The following is a 21,198-nucleotide window of genomic DNA, read 5'->3' as shown; positions in this document are numbered from 1 at the left end:
AAATTATAGAATAATGAGATATATACAACTTAAAATAGTGTTATGTTTTGTAATATTTACTTTGTTACCTGCCAAAATTCTTGCACAAAATAATCAGAAAATAATTTTGACAGGAATTATTAGCGGAGCGGAGGGTAAGCCAATTGAGAATGCCAGGGTAATAAGTAAGCAAGATAATGTTTCTATGGCTTCTGATGTTACGGGTAGTTATTCCATTACGGTCACACCTGATAGCGATTTAGTAGTTCAGGCGGAAGGATATAAAACGATGTCTGTTAAGGCTACTCTAGGAATTGATGATTTAAGTCTTGAACTTGACCAGGCAGATTTGGTACAGATTGCTTTTAAAAAAGAAGGAGCCAATAATTTAATGGGCGGAATTTCCTATATAAATGTCCCAGAAATATTGAAAAAAAACTATACAACCTATAGTCTGGACGGAGCTAAGGCACTTGTTGGAGGATTTAATGATAATGTATGGGGTATGAGTGGCTACTTAATATTAGTAGATGGATTTCCTCGTGAGGCTAGTTCTGTGTTGTCTACAGAAATCGATCAGATTACTTTTCTAAAAGGAGTATCTGCAACGGCACTTTATGGAAGCCGTGCTGCAAAAGGAGTCGTTTACATTACAACCAAAAAAGGTAAAATTCAAAAGCAAACGATTAGCACAAGACTTGATAATGGTGTATTAATACCAAAAAGCCTACCCAAGTATTTGGGTTCTGCCGAATACATGCATTACTATAATCAAGCTCGATCAAATGATGGTTTAGATCCGTTATATTCAGATGAGACAATTTATAATTATGCTTCGGGTAAAAACCCATTCAGGTATGCAAATGTTAATTATTACGCACCGGAGTATGTAAAGAAGTTTTATTTTAACTACGATGCAAACATTGAAATTACAGGAGGTAATAAAGTAGCAAGATACTATACAGCTGTTAATTTTATGTCTGCGCAGGATGCTTTACAAGAATTTGGTGAGGCAGCAAATAATAAAAATAATAGATTTAATATTAGAGGAAATGTTGATCTTAGTATTAATGATAGGATATCTGCAACAATTGGTACCAATGCCATTTATTCAAATTCAAGAGGAGTAAATACGGATTATTGGCAAAGTGCGGCCACGCTAAGACCATATTTGTTTAGTCCGCTATTGCCAATTAGCATGATTGAGTCTGGAGATCAGGCAACATTAGCACTAGCCAATAGCAGTAATTATTTAATAAACAATCAATATGTTTTGGGCGGTACCCAGCTTAATTCTACCAATCCATTCGCTGATATATATGCTGGCGGATATAATACATTTACCAGTCGTCAGTTTCAATTTAACACTGGTGTTAATGTGAAGTTGGGTGATTTAGTAGAGGGTTTGTCATTCCGTACTAATTTTGCAGTTGATTACGCAACTTCATATAACCAATCTTATAATAATGGGTACGCTACCTATGAAGCTGCCTGGAATACTTATGCAGGATTTGATCAAATTAGTTCTTTAACAAAGTACGGTAAGGATGCAAAATCAGGTGTACAAAATATAAGCAATAGTGCCTTTACTCAAACCATTGCATTTTCAGGACAGTTTGATTATGTTAAAAAAATAAAAGAGCAGCATAATTTGTCGGCTATGCTTATTGCTTCTGGATTTCAGCAGTCACAATCCGAAGTATATCACAAAAATAGCAATGCCAATTTAGGTTTGAATTTAGCATACAATTTCGATCAAAAATATTTTGTAGAATTTAATGGTGCATTTGTTCACTCAGCCAAATTTGCTAAAGGAAAGCGAGAAGCATTTTCTCCAACCATGTCATTAGGATGGAAGTTGTCACAGGAAGAGTTTATGAAAAATGTAAGTGCTGTAGATGATTTGAAATTAACAGTTTCAGCAGGTATCTTAAATACCGATTTAGATGTTAATAATTATTATATGTATCAGAGTGTATATACCCAAACAGATGGTGCGTGGTACAGTTGGAGAGATGGGGCCCTTAATAGAAGTACAGATTCCAGAAGAGGTGAAAATCTAGATCTTAGTTTTGCTAAAAGAAAAGAGATAAGTATTGGTTTAGAAAGCTCTTTTCTTAAAAAATTAATAACCTTAAACAGTAATGTCTTTGTTAATAAAATGACAGGAAATGTCATTCAGGCAGCGAGTTTGTATCCAAGTTATTATACTACTGGTTGGCCTAACTCTTCTTTTATCCCTTATATTAATTACAATGATGATAAGCGAGTAGGTTTTGATTTTGATTTAAGATTTAATAAAAAGGTTGGAAGTGTTGATCTGGCTCTTGGATTTACCGGAACTTATTTAAATACAGAGGCTTCCAAGCGAGCAGAACTATATGAGAATAGTTATCAAAACAGACAAGGAAGGCCATTAGATGCTTTGTGGGGACTTGAAAATGAAGGCTTCTTTACAGATGCAGTTGACATTGATAATTCTGCTTCGCAAACTTTTGGACAAGTTAAACCTGGAGATATCAAATATAAAGATCAAAATGGTGATGGAATAATCGATTCGCAAGATGAAGTTTATTTAGGTAAAGCAGGATGGTATGGAGCGCCGTTTACCTATGGAATTAACTTTACAGCCAAATGGAATAATTTTACATTTTTCACTATGGTTACAGGTCAGACCGGCGCTTACGGGATGAAAAATAATTCCTATTATTGGATGGATGGTGAAGATAAATATTCTGTAGAGGTTCGTAACAGCTGGACAGAAGAAACCAAAAACACGGCAACTTCTCCGAGATTAACGACATTAAGCAGTGATAATAATTATCGCTCGTCTGATTTCTGGATGTATAGTACCAACCGTATTGATCTTGCTAAGGTTCAGGTTAGTTATGATTTTTCAAAAGAGATGCTGAGACAAACTTTCTTTAGCGAGCTTAGCGTTTATGCATTGGGAGCTAATCTTTTGACAGTTGCCAAAGAAAGAAGATTTATGGAATTAAATATTGGAGGCGCGCCGCATAATAGATTCTTTAATCTAGGTCTTAAAGCATTATTTTAAATTTTAAAAAATACCTAATTTAATTATTATGAAAGTAAAATTATTAATTTTTATATCAGTGATGTTTGTTTTTTGTAGCTGCGATGATTTGATTGAGCCTGCAATAGAAAATAACAGAGGATTGGAAGATATGTATGCTGAGGCTGAGTATGCACAAGGAATTCTTCTAAATGCCTATACTAGACTTCCTGGAAACTCTTGGTCTTTTAATGATGTCGCGACAGATGATGCGGTAACGAATGATATCAATAGTAGTTATCTTAAAATAGCTACAGGGCAGTGGACGGCCAATTTTAACCCACTAAATCAATGGACAAATTCAAAAAGTGCGATACAATATTTGAATATATTTCTTGCTGAAGTAGATAAAGTTACATGGGCAAAAGACGAGAATGTAAGTCTTTTATTTAGAAACCGTCTGAAAGGTGAGGCTTATGGCTTACGTGCTCTTTATATGTATTATCTGTTGCAAGCACATGCGGGAGTTGCTTCAAATGGGGAGGTTTTAGGGGTTCCGATTTTATTAGAACCGGAGACTTCAAACTCAAATTTTAATATTGCCCGTAGTTCATTTGAGGATTGTATGAAGCAATTGTATTCAGATGTGGCAAAGGCCGTAGAATTACTTCCGTTAGATTTTGAAGATGCGGCCACTTTACCAGTAGGGTACACTAATTTAGCCGATTATAATCGTGTTTTTGGCCAATATGCAAGACAGAGAATGTCCTCTAGGATCGCACAAGTAGTAAGAGCTCAAGCGGCTTTGCTAGCTGCAAGCCCTGCCTTTAGTACAGCAAGTACCACTAGTTGGGAAAGTGCAGCAAAATACGCTGGAGAATTACTAAATCTTAACCATGGGATAGCTGGTATTGACCCCAACGGATTGAGTTGGTATAATAATGCTGCTGAAATAAGTAGTTTAGGTGCAGGAGTAAATCCTAAAGAAGTAATTTGGAGAGGAGATATTGCAGAAAGTAATAGTTTAGAAAGTGATAATTTTCCTCCAACCCTTTTTGGAAATGGACGTATTAACCCAACGCAAAATTTAGTGGATGCATTTCCTGCAGCAAACGGATATCCTATTACCAATACAAGTAGTAATTACAATGCCGCAAACCCATACGCAAATCGCGACCCTCGTTTGAAAAAATTTATATTGGTAAATCAAGCTACAGCTGGAGTAACTAATACTGTTATAACAACTGCAAGTGATGGGACTACAAATGATGCATTGAATAAAGTTGGAACCTCCACCAGAACTGGGTATTATATGAATAAATTATTAAGACATGATGTCAATTTAAATCCTAATGCAGTAAACAATCAAAGACATTATAAGCCTCGTATGCGATATACGGAGTTATATCTAATTTATGCCGAAGCTGCCAATGAAGCTTGGGGCCCAATAGCGGTTGGTTCTGCCGGATTCTCGGCCTATGATGTCATACAGGCTTTAAGAAAACGAGCTGGAATAGGGCAGCCTGATTTATACTTGGAATCAATTAAATCTGATCAGGCAGCGATGCGTAATTTGATTAGAAATGAGCGTCGATTAGAATTGTGTTTTGAAGGTTATCGATTTTGGGATCTGCGAAGATGGAATTTGAATTTAAACGTTGCTGCTGAAGGCGTAAAGATTCAGGCGGGTACTTATCAAAAAATCACGGTAGAAGAGCGACTTTTCCAAGAGTATATGAAATATGGACCTATTCCATATTCTGAAGTCCTAAAGTTTAACGCCCTGTTTCAAAATAAAGGTTGGTAGGATTGGAGAATCTTTACAAGATATTTATTGTATTAAATTAATTAAAGAAAAATGAAAAACAAGATATTTTTAATGTTTACGGTCCTTTTTGTCTTATTGACATCTTGTACTAACGAAGATCAGAATTTTAAAGATTATGAGCATACTGCTGTTTATTTTGCCTATCAGTTCCCAGTTAGAACCATAACCTTGGGGGAGGATATATTTGATACCACATTAGATAATCAGTATAAATGTAAGATAATGGGGACTTTAGGTGGTGTCTATGATAATGATAAAGAGGTCATAATTGATGTTTCAGTTGTAGATTCTTTTACATCAAATCTGTTATTTACTAATGGGGGGGATAAAATTACGGCAATGCCTAGCAATTACTATACTCTTTTAAGTGATAAAATTGTTATTCCAAAAGGTGAGATAATTGGAGGGATCGAAGTGCAATTGACAGCTGCCTTTTTTGCAGACCCGCTTGCAGTAAAAAAGAATTATGTTATTCCGCTACAAATGACAAAAGTTGTAAATGCCGATTCTATTTTGTCAGGAAAAGCACTTGTTGTAAATCCTTTAAAAGCATTAGTTTCCGATTGGAGTGTTGCTCCTAAAGATTTTGTCTTTTATGCTATTAAATATGTAAACCCTTGGGACGGATTTTATTTGCGAAGAGGTAAAGACATTTTTGTTGGAAATAATGGAAATACGAGCCTTAACAGAGTACTAAGTCGACACAATCAGTATGTAGAGTATGATCAGGTTTCTAGAATAAATACCCTCTCAATGAGTAGTATTGATTTTCCTGTAACAGTAAAAGATAATAACGGAGTAAATATTAATTTTAATCTGGTACTTACGTTTGATGATAAAAATAACTGTACAGTATCTGGAAATAATGCACTGTTTACCGCTGTGGGTACGGGGAAGTTTGTAAAAAAAGGAGAAAAAAACAGTTGGGGAAGTAAAGACCGCGATGCGCTGTATCTTGATTATAAAGTTAATTTTCAGGATTTTAGTCTGACAACAAAAGATACATTGGTATTACGTGACAGAGGTGTAACTTCTGAATTGTTTACTCCTGTTGCCAAATAACTAAAGATTAATTAAAAGTATAACTTTAAATGATATGAATAAATTATATAAACTAGTACTGGTTTCTTGCGTTGCTGCGGTGGTCTTTTCTTGTGCAAATGATGGAGTTTTAGATTTTAACTATGATAAACCAATTACGGTTGCTAATCAGGAGAAAATAAATGCTTATGCAGATTTAAAAACATATATAGATAGATCAAATAACCCTGATTTTAAATTAGGCGCTGGGATTTCACTCTCAGAATATGTGTCGGATGGGTTAGTTAAAAGGCTTGTTGACCGAAATTTTAACGAGATTACTGTAGGGTATGAAATGAAACATGGAGCAATTGTTCAGAAGGATGGTACATTAGATTTAACTGAAGTTACCAAATTGCTCTCAGCCACTCAACAATCAGGTATTACTGTATTTGGACACACTTTATGTTGGCATGCAAATCAAAACGCTGCCTTTTTAAATGGTCTGATTGCGCCGGTAGTAATTCCATCAACAGGAGGTCCTAGTTGGGATCTTGTAATAGGAAATGACTTTGAAACAGAGAACAATTCAAACTATGAGATAAATTCAAAGTTAACAGCTGCTTTTACTGCTGCAGGTCAGGGGGCAAATGGCTCTGGTAAAGCGCTTAAATTAACCAATGCTGTTGTTCGTGCCAGCGACTGGGAGGCGCAGCTCTTTCTGAAGTTTTCTCCTTCGGTTAAAGTAGGTGAAAAATATCAGCTTAAAATGGATGTGCGTTCAGATGTTAACGCATCTTATTCTACTCAGGCACATGTGACCGCCGGAGCTTATAAACATTGGGATTTTTTTGGTACCATTCCCTCTACGACCAGCTGGACAACTTATACCAAGGAGATTACCGTTTCTGCTGAACAAGCAACCTGTGGAGCAATTGCTCTGAATTTGGGAAGTACTGCCACAACGTACTATTTTGACAACATCACTCTAAAGAAGTATAACCCAACAGGTGGAAGTACAATAATTGTGAAAACAACTCAGGAGAAGAAACATATTATTAGTGAAAGCCTGGAAAATTGGATTGCAGGGATGGTTAAAAAGGGCGCTCCTTTTGTAAAGGCTTGGGATGTAGTTAATGAACCAATGGATGATGGAAAACCATATGAACTAAAAACAGGAATTGGCAAAACGCTAGCTTCGGATGAGTTTTATTGGCAGGACTATTTAGGAAAAGAGTATGCCGTTGAGGCTTTTAGACTCGCAAGAAAGTATGGAAATGCAACAGATAAATTGTTTATAAATGATTATAATCTGGAATACAATTTAGACAAATGCAAAGGTCTTATAAAATATGTTGAATATATTGAAAGTAAAGGTCAAAAAGTGGATGGTATAGCGACCCAAATGCACATTAGTATTCATTCAGATAAAAAAAATATAGTTGCAATGTTTGAATTACTTGCTGCAACAGGAAAGCTTATAAAAGTATCCGAACTTGATGTAAAAGTAGAAACGACCAATGTAACGGAGGATGTTCTTCAAAGGCAAGCAGAAATGTATCAATATGTAACGGATATGTATACAAAGTATGTACCTGTCCAACAAAGGTACGGTATCACCATTTGGGGCATTACAGATAGTAGAAAAGAGGCTTCTTGGCTTCCTGGAGAGAAACAAGCTTTATGGAATTTAGAGTTTATCCGCAAACCCGCATATGCAGGTTTTGCAGAAGGACTTAAAATGATGAAATAGTATAATTTTAAAATAGATTAACTGGCCGATGTAATTATTTTTTGATTGCATCGGCCAGTCTGCATTTATTCTTTGGCGGATGGGCAGGAGTGATTTATAGTCAGGGAATTATGGATTAAATAGCGCTGTTCTATTGAAAAGGAAGACTTATTACTTATCAAATAATAAAGTGTTCTCACTAACTAAAATCAATATTTTTGATTAAACAACCGTTTGTTTTAATTGATGATTAAGCATTTTTGAATTGTTTTTAAGTTGAGTGCTATACTGATAGTGATAAATTAAGTTTTTAATTACTGGTTTAAGAGTTTTTTTGTTACTTATGTTCCTTTTTTTTTAATTTTTATTGAATATGTGTTGTTTTGTGTTTTTTTTATAAAATGACTTCCTATGCTATCAAATTAGTATAATTTATTGGAAGGGTTATTCGTATTTTGGTATATTGTTATTTTTTTAATTTAAATTTTACTGTTTATGTATTTTAAATGTGTTTTTTTTATAAATATCTTATAATAATATTAAAACAACCGATTGTTTTTACATTTGTTTTTTTATATTTGTTTTAAATATTCTCAAATAGTAATTTAAAATAAATTTTTAGATGAGTCAACGGCTTTATTGTCTAAAAAATAGGAATATATATCATAATAGCTTTAAATCAAGACGAACTATTGTCTAGAAAAGAATATAAGGATTAAACGATTTTTTACTACTGAATAACTATTTAAAACCAAAAAAAACTACAATGATTTTAAAACTCAAAATTGCAATAATTGCATTGCTGATCATTAGCAGTCAGAATCTGATTGCACAATCAAAGACTATACAGGGGATAATTACAGATCCTTCAGGATTTCCCCTGCCTGGAGCTAGTGTTAATGTAGAGGGGTCGAAAAATAATGCATCGACAGATTTTGATGGTAAATACTCTTTAAAAGAGGTAAGTCCTACAGACAAAATAACGTATTCTTTTGTAGGATTGATTTCGCAAACCATTACCGTAGGCAACAGAGCGACAATTGATGTTGTATTGGCTCAGTCGACACAAAACTTAAACGAAGTAGTAATTGCTTATGGAACCCAAAAGAGAGCTAAGATAACGGGAGCTATTTCAACGGTAAGTGCAAAAGATATTGCCGCCGTACCTATTACTAATGCGGAGTCTGCATTGCAAGGTAGAGCTGCAGGTGTTACGGTTGTAAATGGCGCTCCAGGCTCGAGTCCTACCGTTAATATCCGTGGTTTAGCAACAATGGGAAACAGTGCTCCATTGTATGTAATTGATGGCGTTTTAACGGGGAATCTTTCGGGCTTAAGTCCTAATGATATTGAGAGTATATCTGTATTAAAAGACGCTTCAACAACAGCTTTATATGGTTCGAAAGCCTTTAATGGGGTCATTATGGTTACTACAAAAAAAGGAAAAAAAGGTCCGGGTCAGCTGAATTTCAGTACTTATATTGGTTCTCAGACTATTACCAAAAGATATGATGTATTGAACACACAACAATATTTAAAGTATGCTAAAGATTTGGGTAGTGACTTAACGGCAAGGGCTGCTGAATTTGGAAATAGAAATACCAACTGGCAGGATCAAATTTTTCAAACTGGTTTGATGCAAGATTATAATTTGAGTTTCTCAAATGGTACAGAGACTTCGACAAGTCGTTATTCTGCTGAATATTTAAAGCAAGAAGGAGCCGTTATAAATACTGGTTTTGAGCGTTATTCCTTTAGAGCTAATAACACACAGAATATTGGTAAACTTAAAGTAGGAAGTAATGTTGGCGTCTCTTTTAGTACGATCAATCCAGAGCGCAGCGGATCAGGAAGAACATTGTTAGAACATGCTATTAAAATGGCGCCTTATTTACCGATATACAATGACACTAATTTAGGTGGATATCAGGGGCCTAGTGCTGTTGATGGTAATGACGCCGAAAACCCTTTACGTGTAGCAAATCTAGGATATCAAAAAATTAATAATTTATCTATAATTGGAAATATCTACGCTGAATTAGAGCTCTATAAAGGTTTGAAATTTAGATCACAAGTATCATTAGATTACTACACAGGTAAAGACCACACATTTGTACCTAGTTTTAATGATGGTTCCTATCATAAACAAGCCTTCTCAACAACTAATGAAACAAATACCCAAGGTCAAAACATTGTTTTTGATAATAGTTTAACGTATAAAACTACCCTTGCTGGCAAGCATAATATTGAAGTATTAGGAGTTATAACCAAAATTGATGGAAAAGGACAAAGTTTAGCTGCTGGAAGTCGCTACAGTATTTCTGATGAAATTGATCAGCTACGTTATAATGAGGGAAGTTTGAGTTCTTCGAATTTTGTAGAAAAAAATATTGGATATATCGCTCGTATCAACTACGATTATGATGATAAATATATATTTGCTGTTTCTGGACGCAGGGATGCTTCCTCTCGCTTTGGAGCAAATAATCGTTGGGGTAATTTCTACTCCTTTGCGGTGGGCTGGAATATAGCCAAAGAACAATTTATGACAAATTCTGTTTTCAGTACATTAAAACTTAGAGCAAGTACAGGAACAACAGGAAATGATCGAATAGACAATTATCAATATAGTGCTACATTATTGGCTGATTATAATTATCCAATTAATGGAGGAAATGTACCGGGTGTTTCTTTGGGAGTTGCTTCTAATCCTGATTTGAAATGGGAATCTAAAAAAGACAGAAATATAGGTTTGGATTTTGGTTTGTTTGATGAAAAATTCACGGGATCTTTTGAATATTTCAACAATAAAAGCAGCGATATTCTCTTTGCTGTACCATTAGCGGCTTCTGTAGGCTCTGCTGGTGGAGGAACTCAAATTCAAAATGTTGCCGATGTAAAAGTAGCTGGATATGAAATATCCTTAGGATACAATGATAGAAAAGGAGATTTTACATGGTCTGCCATAGCGAATTTGGGAACAAGTAAAAACGAAGTGACTGGTTTAGCTCCAGGACTAACCAGTGTAGTAGGAGGTCCGACAGGAAGAGCAGGTTTAGAGAGCTTCTCAAGACTTGAAGTAGGGCAACCAATGTTCTATTTTTATGGGTACCAAACCAACGGAATCTATCAAAATCAAGCTGAAGTAGACGCTGTTTTAGGATCTGGTCAGACTATTATTAAACCAGGTGATATTAAAATTGTTGACCGTGATGGTAATAAAATAATTAATTCAGATGACAAAACAAATATTGGAAATCCATATCCGGATTTTACATACGGTTTAAATCTTACGGCAGCTTATAAAAAATTCGATTTTAATTGTTTCATAACAGGAGTTGAGGGAAATGATATTTATAATGCGAATACTTTTGATTTAACAGGAATGAATCGTTTGTTTAATGCGGGTACAGAAGTTTTAGACCGAGCAATTGTAATAAACGGAGTTGTTACCAATCCATCTGCTACTTTACCAAGAGCACAAGGTGCTGATATAAACTGGTCTTCAGCTAATCAGCGTTATATTGAAGATGGTTCTTATACCAGATTGAAAAATGTTACTTTAGGGTATACATTATCAGGAGATACATTCAATAGCTATTTTTCAAATATAAGATTCTATATAAGCGGGCAAAACCTATTAACCGTAACCAAATATTCTGGTTTAGATCCTGAAATTGCACGTGCAGATGCCAATGCAAATTCAGCGGGTATCGACCTGGGAAGATACCCACAACCAAAATCAGTAATTTTTGGACTTGATGTTAAATTTTAATATATAAAATAATGAGAAAAACAAACTATATAGTTGCAGCATTGTTCGGAATTTATACATTAAATTCATGTGACATTCAAGAATTAGAATTAACTAATCCAAACACATTATCGTCCGAGACCTTCTTTAAAACTCAAGCGCAGGTGGAGTCTTCTGTAAATGCAGCTTATGCCAATTTACAGACTCGAGGACTTTATGCACGAAATCTTTCCTTCGCCATGGACCTTATGGCACAAGATGCTTCTGGAAATCCTCAATTAGAAGGGAATAAAAAACCTTTCCAGGATTTTTCTTTTAATGCGGGTAATGATATTATTCAATACTATTGGGAATCCTGTTTTTTGGGAATATCTAGAGCTAATTTTGTGTTAGATAATGCTGAAAAAATTAATGCTTTACCAAATTCAGTTTTACCACAAGAGACAAAGAATAAATTTTTAGGAGAAGCACATTTTTTAAGGGCCTATTACTATTTTCTATTAGTGAATCGCTTTGGTGATTTGCCAATTTATAAAACCGGTACTATTGTAGGTAAATCAAGAAGTCCTAAAGCAGATGTTTATAATTTGATCAGGGAGGATTTTCAATTTGCTTCTCAAAACCTGTTGTCAAAGAATACAGAAGTAAAAGGAAGAGCAACCAAAGAAGCTGCGTATGCTTATTTAGGCAAAGTGTTTCTTTACGAAAAAAAATATGATGAAGCCTTAACTGCATTTAGTAATGTTACCGGATTTAGTCTTGAAGATAAAGGGAGTTTTTACAACAATTTCATGGAAGAAACCGAGCATGGGAAAGAATCCATTTTTGAAATTGAATTTAATGAAAATAACGGAGTTGGCAATAAATGGGATGATGCAGGTAATAGTGGCGGAACTGGTTTTGCTGAGTCTACTCTTAGAGGCCAGGAATATGGTAATTTAAACTGGTTCAATGTATATCCGTCAGACAATCTTTTAAATTCTTATGAAGCTGGTGATTTACGTTTTGGAGATACTTTTTATCTGCCGGGATCTAAATATTTAAATGGAGCTCGTACTATGACAGCCAATAATTTTAATACAGCTGCAGGTCTTAGAAGAGCAGGTTGGAAAAAGTATCAAAACTATTACAAAAAAGAGGATGAAGCTACTCAATCTAGTATCAACTTCAAAGTTATGCGCTATTCAGATGTTTTGCTTATGAAAGCAGAATGTGAAAGCCAAAGAGCAGGAGGTTCTCAATTGGCTGCCATCGCTTATATTAAGGAAGTTAGAGATCGTGCGGGTTTATTAACCGTGATTACGCCGACCAAGGAAGCTGTTTTTACAGCAATTGTTCAGGAGCGTAAGGTTGAATTAGCAGGTGAACAAAGCCGTTTTGATGATTTGATCAGATGGGGAATTGCTGCTACCGAACTTCAAGGAACTGGTTTTGCCGCTGGTAAAAATGAGTTATGGCCTATACCAAATAGAGAAACATCTTCAAATCCTAATATAAAACCAAGTGATAATAATCCTGGTTACTAAATAATTAATTTTTGGTGGTTTTAGTTCAGTTAGTTTTTGGTAAACAGCGCATTAAACAGCGCTGTTTATTATTTAGTAAGTACAGATGCTTTCTGTTTTTCTAATCATTTAACAAACTCAAAATGCGCCTTTGATATCCAGTAGGGCTTTAAAATAATATAATAAGTAAAGTAAATTCTAAAACAATTGTTGTGATGGACTATACGACCAACTCCTTGTTCTATTTTGAGGTTAAAAAAAAATTAAAAGGATTTGAGAGAATATTACCGATACAGGAAAATATAAAACGGCTGATGTAGACACGAAAGCTAATTCATCCGAAGATAACCGTAATATGATATGTATTGGGTGAAATATAGTGCGTCAAACTTAAACTACTGTTAGATGCAACTAAAAACTATTTTGAAATTAAAGAAAACTTCTTTCAAATTTGAAAGACTTTAATTGCTCCAAAAAAGGATGTTTACTCTTTGAGTTGTGCATAACAAAACCATCTCTGATTGTAAATAGCCTATTCAATAAAACTGATAAAACAATTAATAACGATGAAAAAAAAAACTTTTTTACTATTTATTTTATTATCACAAGCTTTCTTGAACCGGGCCGCTGCTCAAGGGGCTCTCTTAAATGATCTAACCCCATCTGAAATCCAAAACCCCGAATTACTCGGCATTAACAAAGAACCTTATCACGCCACATTAATGCCATATGGCAACCTGCAGGAAGCTTTGACAGCCAAACGCCATGCTTCATCATTTTGTCAATCGCTCAATGGACTCTGGAAATTTAACTGGGTCCCAACCCCAGAAAAACGCCCTATCGATTTTTACAGGTCTGATTATGATGTATCTGACTGGAAAGGAATTACAGTTCCTTCTAACTGGGAAGTACAAGGCTACGGAACACCTTTTTACAGAAATTTGGGTTATACCATCAAAAAAGACTTTCCAAATGTAATGAGTGAGCCTGATAAATCGTATACATCATTTAAAGAACGAAATCCTGTGGGAAGTTACCGTAGGGAATTTTCTATTCCTAAAGAATGGATAGGTCGTCGTAATTTCATTACGTTTGATGGTGTTGACAGTGCGTTTTTTTTGTGGGTTAATGGTGTAAAAGTAGGTTTTAGCGTAAATAGTCGAAATGCTGCAGAATTTGATCTCACAAAATACCTGCAGCCTGGTAAAAATATGATTGCTGTAGAGGTGTATCAATACAGTTCAGGCACATGGTTGGAAGATCAGGATATGTGGCGTCTACACGGTATTTTTAGGAATGTAACGCTTTGGAGCGCTCCACAAGTCCATATTCGCGATTTTTTTGTAAAAACAGATTTAGATAAAGAATATAAGGATGCAACATTGAATGTGTCAGCCAAAATTAAGAATTATAGCGATAAAACTACAAGAGCACAAACATTCACCGTTACACTCTACGATAAAGAAAACAAAGAAATAGCAAAAGGCAGTACAATTGGCAATACGCTTAAAGCGAATAAGGAAGAAGTATTGAATGTAAAAATTAAAGTAGATAATCCGTTGAAATGGACTGCTGAAACGCCTAATTTATACACCGTGGTATTGACCAATTCAGAAGGAGAAATAATATCCTCAAAAATAGGTTTCCGGAAAGTAGAAATCAACGGACGAATTTTTATGGTAAATGGGGAGCCAATCAAATTGAAAGGTGTAAACCGTCATGAACATTGGTCTGATGTAGGTCATGCTGTGACTGAAGAACAGATGGTTCGTGATTTGGAAGTAATTAAACAAGGAAACTGTAATCATATTCGCACTAGCCATTATTCAAATGATCCACGCTGGTATGAGCTTTGTGACCAATGGGGAATTTGGTTAGTTGCCGAAGCCAATATGGAATACCATGGTTATGATACCCGATTTGATGAAGAACCAACAATAAAAGCTGCTATTATTGATCGCAATGTTGCGAATGTTGAAAATTTCAAAAACCATCCTTCGGTAATTATATGGTCTCTTGGAAATGAAGGTGGTGGCGTTAGTACAAATTTGAAGGCTGCAATGTCTACTATTAAAGCTATAGACTCCACCCGCTTTGTTCACTATGAACGATTTGGTAGCGGTAAAAAAAATCCTGCTGACTTGGATGGCCGCATGTATGGGAGTGCAGACGATTATGTTGATATGGCCAAGAATTGGGGGTTGACTAAACCACTTTATATCTGTGAGTTTATTCATGCTATGTTTAATTCTATGGGATCCCTGGACCAATACTCTAGAGCTTTTGATCAAAATCCTGGAATTTTGGGAGGTGCGATCTGGGAGTTTCAAGATCAGGCATTGTGGAACAAGCGCGATCCAAATCACCCAATCTTAGCTTATGGAGGTGGTTTTGGAGAATATCCAAATGATCATTATTTCATTCATAAAGGAGTGGTTTCTTATGATCGTGCAACAGAAGGAAACAATGTGAAACCACATTTTCCTGAAATGAAAAAAGCTTTTCAATGGATTGATAGTGAATTGACGGATCCTGTTAATGGGGGTATTCAAATTAAAAACAAGTACCAGTTTATTTCTCTTGATGGTTTTGATCTATTTTGGAGTCTAAGTGAAGACGGACAGGAAATTGATAGTGGTAAAATTGGGATACGTCCCACATGGGGAGGGAAACGGATTTTTGCGGCAAATATTCCTTATAAAATAGAGCATCCAAAAGCAGGTGCAAAATACTATTTACGTGTTTCGTACAAGTTAAAAGAAAAAACGCTTTGGGCTGATAAAGGTTTCGAAGTCGCTTCCGAGCAATTTTTACTACCTATTTATACACCTTGCATTGAAGAGCTAAAAGTCACTCAAGCTGTAAAAATAGATCAAGACCAGCAGTCAGCTGTGATTTCAGGAAAAGGCTTTTCTGTAAGTTTTGATAAGAAAACAGGTTTTATGAGTCAACTGACAAAGAATGGAACTAATCTTTTAACCGCGGATGGTTCGCCAAAACTCCATTTGTGGCGCGCCTCTCACCGTAACGACGATGACTGGGCTTATCAACAGTGGCAAAAGTACGGCGTAACTGCACTTGAGTATGCAGTAATAGATTTTAAATTGGAAGTTATTGATAAAGCAACTGTTAGGGTAACTTCTGTAACAAAAGCAGATGGTAAAGAAGGTTTTGGGGTTTATCATACAGCAGTGTATCTCATTAAGGGAGATGGTTCTGTAAAGGTTGATAATCAGGTTCGATTCGTTGGTTTCCGTATCAACTTAGCACGAATTGGTGTTAGGATATTATTCGATAAAAAAATGGATCACATGAAGTTTTTAGGACGCGGGCCATTCGAGAATTATTCCGATCGCAAGAGCTCGGCCGATATTGGTGTGTACGAATTGGATGTAAATAAACAATACGAATATGAAAAGCCAATGGAACGTGGTAACCATGAAGAAGTCAGTTGGGCAGAAGTCAGTGGTAAGGATATGCCGTCACTGATGGTGAAATCAGATGAAAAATTGATGCAGGTGGCTATTCTTCCTCATACCGATGAGCAAATGCATTCGGTAGAATATAAAATTGACTTACCTGCCAGTACTTCAACTGTGTTTTGTCTTTCAACCAAAACGCTAGGTGTCGGATCGGCCAGCTGCGGACCCCGACCGCTTGAGGAGTATCAGGTTTTTGCTGCGCCTACTTCTTTTACATACACGCTTAACTTATTTTGATTTGTATGTAAGAAAGAGTACTATTTTCAAAAGGTAGGATTTTCCATTATTTGGAAAAACAAACAAACTCTCCCTATAGAGAACAAATAGGGAGCTACAAAGATCAAACAACAGCATATACCCTAAAATCGTATATGAATCTCTGGAAACCAAAATGAAAACAATTCTAAAAAATAAAAGATACCCGTTAAAAAAATAATAGAAAAAGACGAATTGAAAAAAAATGGATTAAAAGGAAATAAAGTCAAATCCCTATTGCTTTAAGAACGATAATAAACTAAAAGATAAAATGGAAAATAAAACTAAAATGTTATTTATGCTGATGTGCTGTTGTGTATTCCTTAAAATGGAAGCTCAGAATCCTATTGTCAAAAATATATTTACTGCAGATCCCGCTCCACTGGTACATAACGGTACATTGTATTTGTATACAGGACATGATGTAGCAATTCAAGCAGATACTAATTACAAAATGGCTGACTGGCATGTGTTTTCGACAACAGATATGGCTACATGGAAAGATCATGGAGCAGCACTTTCTCCCGGTACATTTTCATGGGCTACTGGTGATGCCTATGCTGCTCAATGTATCGAGCGAAATGGAAAGTTTTATTGGTTTGTTTCGACGTTTCACAAAAAAGATGATGTAAGCGGAGGTGGGGCTGCAATTGGTGTAGCTGTTTCGGATAGCCCTATTGGACCTTTTAAAGATGCCATTGGAAAAGCGCTTATTATTAATGAAATGACAACAGATATGAAATTTGCCTGGGATGATATTGATCCGACGGTATTTGTTGATGATGATGGACAAGCTTATATGTTTTGGGGTAATGGAAGTTGTAAATGGGTAAAGCTTAAAGATAATATGATAGAAGTAGATGGACCGATTAACATTTTTAAACCTAAAAATTATATCGAAGGACCTTGGGTGTATAAAAGGAAAGGACTTTATTATTTAGTATATGCCAGTGCCGGGACTAAACCCGAAATGATAGAATACTGCACCTCTAAAAATATAACTGGGCCATGGACCTATCAGGGGATTATCCAAGAAAATGTAGTAAATAGTTTTACCACTCATCCGGGGATTATTGATTATAAAGGAAAATCATATTTTTTTTATCACAATGGAAGTTTACCAACAGGCGGCAGTTATAGACGTTCAATTTGTGTAGATTATATGTATTACAACAAGGATGGTACTATTCAAAAAATAATCCAAACTACTGAAGGTGTAAGTAAAATTAAATAAAAAAAATATAACTAAAAACATGGATTTATCTAATAATATTGCAAATAAATACTTGGTTAGAATCCGTATTTTGATAATGGTTTTTGTTGTGGTTTTCCCAGGTTTTCTCATTAGTCAAAATAAAAGTAAGATAGACAAAGCGGAACTCAAAAGACCTCAATACCGAAATCTTTTTAAAGAAGCGGGTTATAGTCAAATTGAAATAGATAATAAATTAACCAAAGCATATTATGATGTTTTTGTGGGGCCAAATCGAGTATATTTTGAAGAGGGTGACTCTTTAGGATACGTTTCTGATGTTAAAAATAAAGATGCACGCACGGAAGGAATGTCATATGGAATGATGATTGCCGTTCAGCTCAATAAAAAAGAGGTTTTCGATCGCCTTTGGAAATGGTCTGTAAAATATATGCAACATCAAAACGGATCTAGAGAGGGATATTTCGCATGGAGTGTAAATCCGCTAACAAAAAAACAAAACTCTCTCGGTTCGGCTTCAGACGGGGAATTGTATTATATAACCAGTCTGCTTTTTGCTTCTAATAAATGGGGTAATGATACAGGAATAAACTATTACAAAGAGGCCAGGAGGATATTGGATGCCATGTGGAAAAAAGAAGGTACTGATAATGTCCATAATATTATAAATATCGAACATAAGCAAATATCTTTTGTGCCCGAAGGAGATGGCTATCACTGGACAGATCCTTCTTATCATGTTCCTGCATTCTACGAAATATGGGCCTTGTATGCCAAAGATGGGCACGAGCAGTTTTATAAAGAATGTGCTGCTGTTTCTCGTGATTTTTTACACAAAGCATGCCATTCTGTAACGGGTTTAAATGCAGATTATACAGAGTTTAACGGAGATCCCCATCCAACGCCTTGGATGCCTGCTGCTTTTCGTTTTGATTCTTGGCGCGTTCCTATGAATATAGCTATGGATTATACTTGGTACGGAAAAGATAAAAAATGGCAGGAAGATTATGCTAAAAGATTTCAAAAATTTCTTAGATCTAAGGGATTAGATACATATGAAGATCAATTTAATCTGGATGGTTCTACACCTGATTTTATTCTTCAGGCTGGGTCGGTGAAAAAACTAAGACATTCGATCGGCTTAGTATCAACATCTGCTACAGCATCATTAGTTAATCCCGATAAAGAAAGTATCGATTTTGTTCGCGCAATTTGGAATGCTAAGCTCGAACCTTATGAGGACGGTTACTTCGATCCATATTATGACGGCTTAATGTACATTTTCAGTTTAATGCATCTTAGTGGGAAATATCAAATTATAAATCCAGAAGTGAAGTAACTTTTCTACTTTAGAAAATAGTATGCTCTATTACCAATTTTACTCGCAAATTTTACGAAATACTATTAAAATACAACATGTATGCTATTAAGTGCCTCAAATTTACTATTCATTTTGGTAGTGTTTCATATTTAGTGATATGAGATTTTACATTTCTAATATGTTGAAATAGAATAAGTATTAGTAAAAAAACAATTTAAAGATGAGCAGTAATGCTCATCTTTTTTGTTTTAATATTGTCTTAAAAGAACTAAAACGAGTAAAAATGCTGCTTCGTATTCCAGGGTTAGTGATGATATAAATTGTCCAAGATGTAAAGAGAAAAGAGCTATTAAAAACGGAACGACTAAAAATAAAAAACAGCGTGTATAATATATTTCGAACCTAAATCTGGCAGACTTTGGTTTTGCTGAGTTTTTAGTTTTAAAAACATCGTGTGCCACGAATTCACCAAAAAAATCTAAGAGGCAATTTGTTTTTTACACTTTCAGCGATGTAGAAGTCTCTTTTTTCTTGATCATCAATGGTTAAGAGAAATCTGTATTGTGTCCAACTCAATTGCGTCCGCAGTGCGGACGCAATTGGAAAAGTTCGGTAAAATTGACGATACCGTTCTAATTGCCTTACTGAAAAGCTGCTTCCATATTCTGGTTGTAATTGTACTGCAATAAGTTTAATTAGGTAAGTTCCATAATCAGCTCTTTCTTTTCCCTGCTGTTCTTCCTCAAAAATGCGCTTGCCAATCGACCAATACATTATGGTTCTTTCGTTGTCTACTGCTCTAATTGCACTTTCTTTTGAAGTCGCAATTATGGCCTTAATGTCAGGTATTATAGATTGATTTTGAAGCGTTGTTAAAAGTAAATATGTTAGCTGTATGATATACAAACATACAAAAAAGTGCTAAAAAATAGGGTAGAGTAATTTGAGGTGAGATTATAGGGGAATTTTAACCCTCGATTATGAAAATTTTAATGCCCTAGTTATTTCATAACTTTTAATTAATAGTTAATCTAAAGTTGTTTTGAATGTTGAGATGAAAAAAGCTTTTCTGGGATTTTATTTAGGTCCCATAGCATATATAATTCCTCCGAGTAAATGTTGTAAAAAAAGAGGTTCGCTATAGCTTTCAGTAGTATGTCCTAAGGCGGTATAAAAGACCCTGCCGCCCTCATAAGTATGATGCCAAGCAATAGGATGATTATTATTGTTCTTTCCTCCTGTATAAGAATGTTCATCAATTTTTATAAGCACATTTACCTCGGGGTTTATATCTGTGAAATTATACCATTCGTCTTTTCTTTCCCATATTGTAGGGAGATGTTTTGTCGAGAGGTGCTTGTTATTGATGACCTCAAGTTTGGCAGTTTGTGGTGAAGGGTGCGATATAAAACTGGCTCCGACCATTTTGATATACCAAGGCCATTTGTATTCACAGTCTGTAGCGGCATGTACCCCTACAAATCCTCTTCCTTTGTGTATGAAATTTTGCAAAGCTTCTTTTTGCTTTTGACCTAGAAGGTCACCCGTGGTATTTAGAAAAATAATAGCCTGATATTGATTTAAATTTTTAACGTTAATGTCAAGCGAATCTTCGGTGGTAGTTACTGAAAAATGATTTTCCAATCCCATTTTTTTTATAGCATTAATACCTTCTGGAATACTTTCGTGTCTGTAACCATTGGTTTTGGAAAAAATCAGCACTTTTTTTTCTTTTGCAAAAGTTCCTTTGTCATTGTTTTTTTGGAAAGAAACCAAAAGAAATGACAAAACACAGCAACAACTGATTATACCGAGTGTAAGCGATGAAAAAATATTTTTAGTTTTGAGAAATATATTCATGTCGTAAATCTATTTAAGTTTGTTAAAAATAATTAATAACAAACTATTATTGAAATTAATTTTAATAATAGTTTTGATAAAGACCTAACTATTAAGCAAGAGCCGGAGGGATTTTTTTATATTAGATATAGGTGGGGGGAAGTACTTCTCAAATGTGGAACGAGTATGTTACAAAACTTTTGAGTATTTTTTATAAAGATTGAAAACTATCGTAAAATAAAAAAACCTGCGAA

At 35.1% G+C, this 21,198-nt stretch carries 11 protein-coding genes; 9 read left to right on the top strand and 2 right to left on the bottom strand.

Features of this window, described 5'->3' with window-relative positions:
• The first annotated feature begins 13 nt into the window (after positions 1 to 13).
• From AC51AA_RS06415 to AC51AA_RS06375, 9 genes are all read left to right on the top strand, one after another.
• Positions 14 to 3,037 carry a SusC/RagA family TonB-linked outer membrane protein gene (locus tag AC51AA_RS06415; protein ID WP_500704902.1) on the top strand — a complete coding sequence of 1,008 codons (3,024 nt, stop codon included), beginning with the start codon at positions 14 to 16 and terminating at the stop codon, positions 3,035 to 3,037.
• A 28-nt stretch (positions 3,038 to 3,065) separates the two neighbouring features.
• Complete coding sequence (locus tag AC51AA_RS06410) at positions 3,066 to 4,802, top strand: RagB/SusD family nutrient uptake outer membrane protein (protein ID WP_500704901.1); 1,737 nt, start codon at positions 3,066 to 3,068, stop codon at positions 4,800 to 4,802.
• Between the two features lie 51 nt (positions 4,803 to 4,853).
• Positions 4,854 to 5,885 (top strand): DUF5627 domain-containing protein, encoded by a 1,032-nt coding sequence (locus AC51AA_RS06405; protein ID WP_500704900.1) that lies wholly within the window; start codon positions 4,854 to 4,856, stop codon positions 5,883 to 5,885.
• A 34-nt stretch (positions 5,886 to 5,919) separates the two neighbouring features.
• Entirely contained in the window at positions 5,920 to 7,596 is a 1,677-nt protein-coding gene (locus tag AC51AA_RS06400; protein ID WP_500704899.1) for an endo-1,4-beta-xylanase, read from the top strand.
• Between the two features lie 745 nt (positions 7,597 to 8,341).
• Positions 8,342 to 11,350: a SusC/RagA family TonB-linked outer membrane protein gene (locus AC51AA_RS06395; RefSeq protein WP_500704898.1), complete on the top strand. Its 3,009-nt coding sequence runs from the start codon at positions 8,342 to 8,344 to the stop codon at positions 11,348 to 11,350.
• An 11-nt stretch (positions 11,351 to 11,361) separates the two neighbouring features.
• Positions 11,362 to 12,855, top strand: a complete 1,494-nt coding sequence (locus tag AC51AA_RS06390; protein WP_500704897.1) for a RagB/SusD family nutrient uptake outer membrane protein — start codon at positions 11,362 to 11,364, stop codon at positions 12,853 to 12,855.
• Between the two features lie 545 nt (positions 12,856 to 13,400).
• Entirely contained in the window at positions 13,401 to 16,553 is a 3,153-nt protein-coding gene (locus AC51AA_RS06385) for a glycoside hydrolase family 2 TIM barrel-domain containing protein (protein ID WP_500704896.1), read from the top strand.
• 289 nt (positions 16,554 to 16,842) lie between these two features.
• Entirely contained in the window at positions 16,843 to 17,805 is a 963-nt protein-coding gene (locus tag AC51AA_RS06380; protein WP_500704895.1) for a glycoside hydrolase family 43 protein, read from the top strand.
• A gap of 19 nt (positions 17,806 to 17,824) precedes the next feature.
• Positions 17,825 to 19,123 (top strand): family 8 glycosyl hydrolase, encoded by a 1,299-nt coding sequence (locus AC51AA_RS06375; protein WP_500704894.1) that lies wholly within the window; start codon positions 17,825 to 17,827, stop codon positions 19,121 to 19,123.
• 447 nt (positions 19,124 to 19,570) lie between these two features.
• Here AC51AA_RS06375 and AC51AA_RS06370 read toward each other — a convergent pair whose 3' ends face one another.
• The gene (locus AC51AA_RS06370) at positions 19,571 to 20,011 is read right to left on the bottom strand and encodes a DUF1016 N-terminal domain-containing protein (protein ID WP_500704893.1); all 441 of its coding nucleotides are present in this window, start codon (positions 20,009 to 20,011) and stop codon (positions 19,571 to 19,573) included.
• Positions 20,012 to 20,182: 171 nt separating this feature from the next.
• A complete protein-coding gene (locus AC51AA_RS06365; protein WP_500704892.1) occupies positions 20,183 to 20,965 on the bottom strand; it encodes a ThuA domain-containing protein in 783 nt (260 codons plus the stop codon).
• Positions 20,966 to 21,198 lie beyond the last annotated feature (233 nt).

Source organism: Flavobacterium sp. OHVDL-2026-0007, from assembly GCF_059882335.1.
The sequence above is the reverse complement of the archived record's forward strand: the minus strand, read 5'-3'. Positions and strand labels throughout refer to the sequence as shown.

Coding starts and splice junctions, on each gene's coding strand:
- AC51AA_RS06415 (WP_500704902.1), top strand. CDS start 14: ATGAGATATATACAACTTAAAATAGTGTTATGTTTTGTAATATTTACT.
- AC51AA_RS06405 (WP_500704900.1), top strand. CDS start 4,854: ATGAAAAACAAGATATTTTTAATGTTTACGGTCCTTTTTGTCTTATTG.
- AC51AA_RS06380 (WP_500704895.1), top strand. CDS start 16,843: ATGGAAAATAAAACTAAAATGTTATTTATGCTGATGTGCTGTTGTGTA.
- AC51AA_RS06365 (WP_500704892.1), bottom strand. CDS start 20,965: ATGAATATATTTCTCAAAACTAAAAATATTTTTTCATCGCTTACACTC.
- AC51AA_RS06410 (WP_500704901.1), top strand. CDS start 3,066: ATGAAAGTAAAATTATTAATTTTTATATCAGTGATGTTTGTTTTTTGT.
- AC51AA_RS06385 (WP_500704896.1), top strand. CDS start 13,401: ATGAAAAAAAAAACTTTTTTACTATTTATTTTATTATCACAAGCTTTC.
- AC51AA_RS06390 (WP_500704897.1), top strand. CDS start 11,362: ATGAGAAAAACAAACTATATAGTTGCAGCATTGTTCGGAATTTATACA.
- AC51AA_RS06400 (WP_500704899.1), top strand. CDS start 5,920: ATGAATAAATTATATAAACTAGTACTGGTTTCTTGCGTTGCTGCGGTG.
- AC51AA_RS06395 (WP_500704898.1), top strand. CDS start 8,342: ATGATTTTAAAACTCAAAATTGCAATAATTGCATTGCTGATCATTAGC.
- AC51AA_RS06375 (WP_500704894.1), top strand. CDS start 17,825: ATGGATTTATCTAATAATATTGCAAATAAATACTTGGTTAGAATCCGT.